Source organism: Neobacillus drentensis (genome assembly GCF_036965645.1).
Lineage (GTDB): Bacteria > Bacillota > Bacilli > Bacillales > Cytobacillaceae > Neobacillus > Neobacillus drentensis_D.
On the sequence record NZ_JBALPZ010000290.1, the window covers coordinates 1 to 1,898 of the forward strand.

The following is a 1,898-nucleotide window of genomic DNA, read 5'->3' on the forward strand; positions in this document are numbered from 1 at the left end:
TAGTTATGTCCCAGCCTCTAGATGTGTTTTTTACTCTTTTAAGTTCATTATTTGTAAGTATATTATTGTTCCTTCTCCCACTCCCCGTTAGTGCATTCAGAAAATCTATTAGTAAAGTGTCATTCCAAATTCCCCTGTGTAAAAGTTTCTTTTGATCATCATATTTTTAATCAAATTTGAGCCAATCTCTCTCAAATAGATGGACGCCACAATATATTGGACATTAAAATAACTATAGAAAAAGAAGATGATTTAATAATCATTTGAGAAAGGACGAGACCATGGAAGAAACAATCCTTGAAAATATCATTGTTGCCTTTTCATCCGGAAAAGACTCCGTTTTCTTAGTCAACCAATTGTTAAAGGATCCAAGGTATAAAATCATATCGTTAGTGACAACCTGTACGATCAATGGAAACGTCACTAGTCACCACATTGATGAACAGCTAGTAGAAAAACAAGCGGAAGCCATCAGACTGCCTCTATACAAAATAAAAATGAACGAATTTACCACGGAGAATTTCGAAGATGGTTTAATCAGCACCATGGTTTATTTCAGTAAACATTTCGGAGTCACAAAAATCGCATATGGTGACTTATTTTTGGAAGAGGTCAAGACCTATAAAGAAAAATTACTCGCGAAATACGGATTTGAATTGCTATTGCCATTATGGGGACGGAATACGGAAACATTAGCTCGACAGTTGGTGGAAGAAGGATGGAAAGCTGCTGTCATATCCATAGATTCAACGAAATTATCGTCCGGGTTTTTAGGGAAAAACTTGACAAAAGAATGGCTGGAAGCATTGCCTCCTGATGTAGACCCATGTGGAGAGTACGGCGAGTACCATACCTTTGTATATTATGGACCAATCTTTCAATATCCTATTCCAATAGAAATTGACTATCAAATTATAAACGGAAGAGATCGTTGGAAATTCGTTGGAATTAAATTAAAAGGTGAGGAAGGTATAGATGATGATGTTATAAAAAAATACTGTGAGAAATGTGAAAAAGCAACGGAATTATTCCGCTGCCTTTTTCACTATTGCCCCCGTTAATTTAAGTGCAACACAAACTATTAGATGGTTTTGGTTAAGTGTTATTTCACAAACTCCTCGACATGTTTTCAGAAGGATAAATGAGATTCTATATCATAATAAGAGAAATTAGCGAACTACCCATATGCTTTTATTACACCTTTTTCCCCCGTTCCATTGATTTAGAATAACCAAAACATTCTCTAAATAACTTCCTGCCAATATAATTTTGGGGATTTTTGTATCTACATCTGTAATATTCGTTCCAATAGCTAATCATTCTATTATGGCTTTTGCAAAAAGGACTAATATTTTCAAAACAAAATCTCTTAATCCGTTCCGTATCCTGTTCTATTAAAATATCATAAGTCATTTCTAATATTTCTACGACATATTCATCACATATTTTTACGATATAAGGAATAGCCCAATCTTCATAATCCATTTGAAGCAACGAATAACAATGCTTTTGGCGAACAAAACCGTCACAACTTCTTGAATAAATGCAATGCAAAATAATTTTTTGTCGTAAACTTAAATTGTCTATAACTTCATCTGAAATATCAATGTAGTAGATACGATAAGGAAACTTAATTACCTTATCATCTTGAAAATATTGAATATTATCCTCAGACACACCAATAGTGACATTATTATAAGTCTTATTTGGAATCAGTCCAACTGCTTTAGTCACATCATCTCTCAAATAGTTTGGAAATCCATCTTGAAACATACAATCACATCCTTGGTTCGCATAATGCTACAAATGTGTACATCAACTAAACTGCGTCTTTAGATCATAAAGAATTATTCAACTAAGATTAAAAAACTTCTTGCTTATAGAAGTAAGCTGCACGT

At 33.5% G+C, this 1,898-nt stretch carries 2 protein-coding genes; one reads left to right on the forward strand and one right to left on the reverse strand.

Features of this window, described 5'->3' with window-relative positions:
• The first annotated feature begins 281 nt into the window (after positions 1–281).
• Positions 282–1,061: a hypothetical protein gene (locus V7266_RS30490; protein ID WP_335473018.1), complete on the forward strand. Its 780-nt coding sequence runs from the start codon at positions 282–284 to the stop codon at positions 1,059–1,061.
• 133 nt (positions 1,062–1,194) lie between these two features.
• Here the strand turns inward: V7266_RS30490 and V7266_RS30495 are convergent, their stop codons facing one another.
• The gene (locus V7266_RS30495) at positions 1,195–1,773 is read right to left on the reverse strand and encodes a hypothetical protein (RefSeq protein WP_335473019.1); all 579 of its coding nucleotides are present in this window, start codon (positions 1,771–1,773) and stop codon (positions 1,195–1,197) included.
• Between the last annotated feature and the right edge of the window lie 125 nt (positions 1,774–1,898).